The following is a 3840-nucleotide window of genomic DNA, read 5'->3' on the forward strand; positions in this document are numbered from 1 at the left end:
GCCCATTTCCCACGGGCTGCCGGCATGCTTGAGCGACGTCAGCGGCGAGGCACCGGTGCCGCCATCATAGCCCGAAATTGTGATGTGGTCGGCGCGCGCCTTGGCGACGCCCGCCGCAACCGTGCCGACGCCGACTTCCGACACCAGCTTGACCGACACGTCGGCTGCCGGATTGACGTTCTTCAGGTCGTAGATCAGCTGTGCCAGATCCTCGATCGAATAGATGTCGTGATGCGGCGGCGGCGAGATCAGGCCGACGCCCGGCGTCGAATGCCGGACCTTGGCGATGGTGGCGTCGACCTTGTGGCCGGGCAGCTGACCGCCCTCGCCGGGCTTGGCACCCTGCGCCACCTTGATCTGCATCATGTCGGAGTTGACGAGGTATTCGGCCGTGACGCCGAAACGTCCCGAGGCGATCTGCTTGATCGCCGAGCGTTCCGGGTTCTTGCCGCCGCCCGGCAGCGGCAGATAGCGGTCGGCCTCTTCGCCGCCCTCGCCGGTGTTCGACTTGCCGCCGATCTGGTTCATCGCGCGCGCCAGCGTCGTGTGCGCTTCGCGCGAGATCGAGCCGAACGACATCGCTCCGGTCGAGAACCGCTTGACGATGTCGGCCGCCGGCATGACGTCGTCGAGCGCCACCTTCTTGCGGCCGGTTTCCCCGGCCAGCTTGAGCTTGAACAGGCCGCGAATGGTCTGGGCGCGGGCCGTCTCGCTGTCGATCTGGGCGGAATAGTCCTTGAAGGTTTCCCACGATCCCTGGCGCACGGCGTGCTGCAAGGTGGCGACAGCATCTGGCGACCAGATATGCGCCTCGCCGCGCATGCGGAACATGTATTCGCCGCCGACCTCGAGGCTGTTGCGCAGCACGGGGTCGTTGCCGAAACCGTCATTGTGGCGGCTGAGCGTCTCGGCCGCGATCTCGTCCAGGCCGACGCCTTCGATCAGCGTCGCGGTGCCGGTGAAGTATTGCTGCACGAAATCGGTCTTCAGGCCGATGGCGTCGAAAATCTGCGCGCCGCAATAGGACTGGTAGGTCGAGATGCCCATCTTGGACATCACCTTGAGGATGCCCTTGCCGATCGACTTGATGTAGCGCGAGACGACTTCGTAGGCGTCCACTTCCTTCGGCAGTTCGCCGCGCTTGTGCATGTCGAGCAGCGTGTCGAAGGCGAGGTAGGGATTGATCGCCTCGGCGCCATAGCCGGCGAGGCAGCAGAAATGATGCACTTCGCGCGGCTCGCCGGATTCGACGACGAGGCCGACCGAGGTGCGCAGCCCCTTGCGGATCAGGTGATGATGGACCGCCGCCGTCGCCAGCAGCGCCGGGATGGCGATGCGGTCGGGCCCGACCTGGCGGTCGGACAGGATGATGATGTTGTAGCCGCCGGCAACCGCCGCCTCCGCCCGCTCGCACAACCGATCGATGGCGCCCTGCATGCCCGCGGCGCCTTCGGCGGAGCCATAGGTGATGTCGATCGTCTTGGTGTCGAAACGGTCCTCGGTGTGGCCGATGGAGCGGATCTTCTCGAGATCGCCATTGGTCAGGATCGGCTGGCGCACTTCGAGCCGCTTGCGGCGCGAATTGCCGACAAGGTCGAAGATGTTGGGCCGCGGCCCGATGAAGGACACCAGGCTCATCACCAGCTCCTCGCGGATCGGGTCGATCGGCGGGTTGGTGACCTGGGCGAAGTTCTGCTTGAAATAGGTGTAGAGCAGCTTCGACTTGTCCGACATCGCCGAGATCGGCGTGTCGGTGCCCATCGAGCCCACCGCTTCCTGGCCTGTCGTCGCCATAGGCGACATCAACAGCTTGGTGTCCTCCTGGCTGTAGCCGAATGCCTGCTGACGATCGAGCAGGCTGACATCCTTGCGCAACGCGCGCGGTTCGACCGGCTTCAGATCTTCGAGGATCAGCTGCGTGTTGGCGAGCCAGGTCTTGTAGGGATGCTTGGTCGCGATCTCCGACTTGAGCTCCTCGTCGGAGACGATGCGCCCCTTCTCCAGGTCGATCAGCAGCATGCGGCCGGGCTGCAGCCGCCACTTCTTGACGATCTTCTCCTCCGGCACCGGCAGCACGCCGGCTTCCGAGGCCATGATGACGCGGTCATCGTCGGTGACGATGTAGCGTGCCGGGCGCAAGCCATTGCGGTCGAGCGTGGCGCCGATCTGGCGGCCATCGGTGAAGACCACCGCCGCCGGTCCGTCCCACGGCTCCATCAATGCCGCATGGTATTCGTAGAAGGCCTTGCGATCGGCATCCATGAGCTTGTTGCCGGCCCAGGCTTCCGGAATCAGCATCATCATGGCATGGCTGAGCCTGTACCCGCCCTGGAACAGGAACTCGAGCGCATTGTCGAAGCAGGCGGTGTCGGATTGGCCGTCATAGGAAATCGGCCACAGCTTCGAGATGTTGTTGCCGAACAGTTCGGAATCGACCGACGCCTGGCGCGCAGCCATCCAGTTGTTGTTGCCGCGCACGGTGTTGATCTCGCCATTGTGGGCGACCATGCGGTAGGGATGCGCCAGCTTCCATGACGGGAACGTGTTGGTCGAGAAGCGCTGGTGGACGAGGATCAGCGCGGTTTCGAAGCGCGGGTCCTTGAGGTCCTTGTAGTAGGCCCCGACCTGATAAGCCAGGAACATGCCCTTGTAGACGATGGTGCGCGCCGACAGCGACACGCAATAGGCGCCGATGTCCTTGTTGTCGTTCTCGGCATAGATGCGGCCCGAGATGACCTTGCGCAGCAGATAGAGCCTGGCCTCGTATTCCTCGTCATCGGTAATGTCTGGCGTGCGGCCGATGAAGATCTGCCGATGGAACGGCTCGGATGCCACGATGTCGGGCGCCTTCGACAGCGACGAATTGTCGACGGGCACGTCACGGAAACCGATGAGCGGAAGTCCCTCGGATTGCGCCGATTCGGCAATGATGTCCTCGATATGGGCGCGAAGGGCCGCGTCCTGCGGCATGAACCAGTGTCCGACGCCGTACTGGCCCGCCGGCGGCAGCTCGATGCCCTGGGCTGCCATCTCGTCACGGAAGAACTGGTCGGGAAGCTGCACCAGCACGCCGGCGCCATCGCCGACCAGCGGATCGGCGCCGACGGCGCCGCGATGCGTCAGGTTTTCGAGCACAGCAAGCCCGTCCTCGACGATCTGATGCGACTTCACGCCCTTCATGTTGACGATGAAACCGACGCCGCAGGCGTCATGCTCGTTGCGTGGATCGTAGAGGCCCTGGGCGGAAAATCCGTTGGCGCTTCGGCCAATATTGGATCGCAAGGTGGTTTTGACGGTTGCCGCTTTCGTCTGCGCGGCCTGGCCGTTCGTCGCAGAGTGCGTCATGTCCGTCATCTCCTGTCCTCCTTCCCAGCCATTCAGGCGCTGGTTTGCCTCGGCAAGCGCTTGGCTCACCCTGATCCTTGTGGCACGTCTTGCGAAATCCTGTCGAACCAGGCGGCTTTCCGCATGGATCGCATCTGGTAATCGTACAGGCCAGAGTCTGGCTGTCCACCTGTCGCTCGCGGCAACAGCCGGAGAGGCCCAAATGATACGCCAATCCAGCTCGTTTTGTGCGACAAAATAAGACAGCACTACTGTCCTAAATTTTTATGGCAGAAATCCCGGACGCACACAAGACCGATTTGCAAAAAACTTGGGGCATTCGCGACAGAAAATGTCGTGAAGCTGAGGAAAAACGTAAGCTTCAGTCGTCGGCCTGGGCTTTGCCCGTTGGCTGGCTTTACTGTTTTTCCGGCGCCTGGCCCTTGCGATCAGCACGCGAAACCGGTCAACTTCAGTCTGATTTCCCCAACCCCCCGTTCTCCCAAGACATAGGCC

General features: G+C 62.9%; 2 protein-coding genes. One reads left to right on the forward strand and one right to left on the reverse strand.

The genetic code is table 11. The features are described 5' to 3' along the window. On the reverse strand, positions 1–3354 hold a 3354-nt coding region (gltB, locus tag ENZ74_RS24930), incomplete at its 3' end, for a glutamate synthase large subunit (protein ID WP_127313053.1). A 257-nt stretch (positions 3355–3611) separates the two neighbouring features. Here gltB and ENZ74_RS34740 point away from each other — a divergent pair. After that, the coding region (locus ENZ74_RS34740) for a hypothetical protein (RefSeq protein WP_206522322.1) at positions 3612–3840 on the forward strand (229 nt) is incomplete at its 3' end.

The organism is Mesorhizobium sp. M7A.F.Ca.CA.002.15.2.1 (assembly GCF_003998715.1).
GTDB classification, from domain to species: domain Bacteria; phylum Pseudomonadota; class Alphaproteobacteria; order Rhizobiales; family Rhizobiaceae; genus Mesorhizobium; species Mesorhizobium ciceri.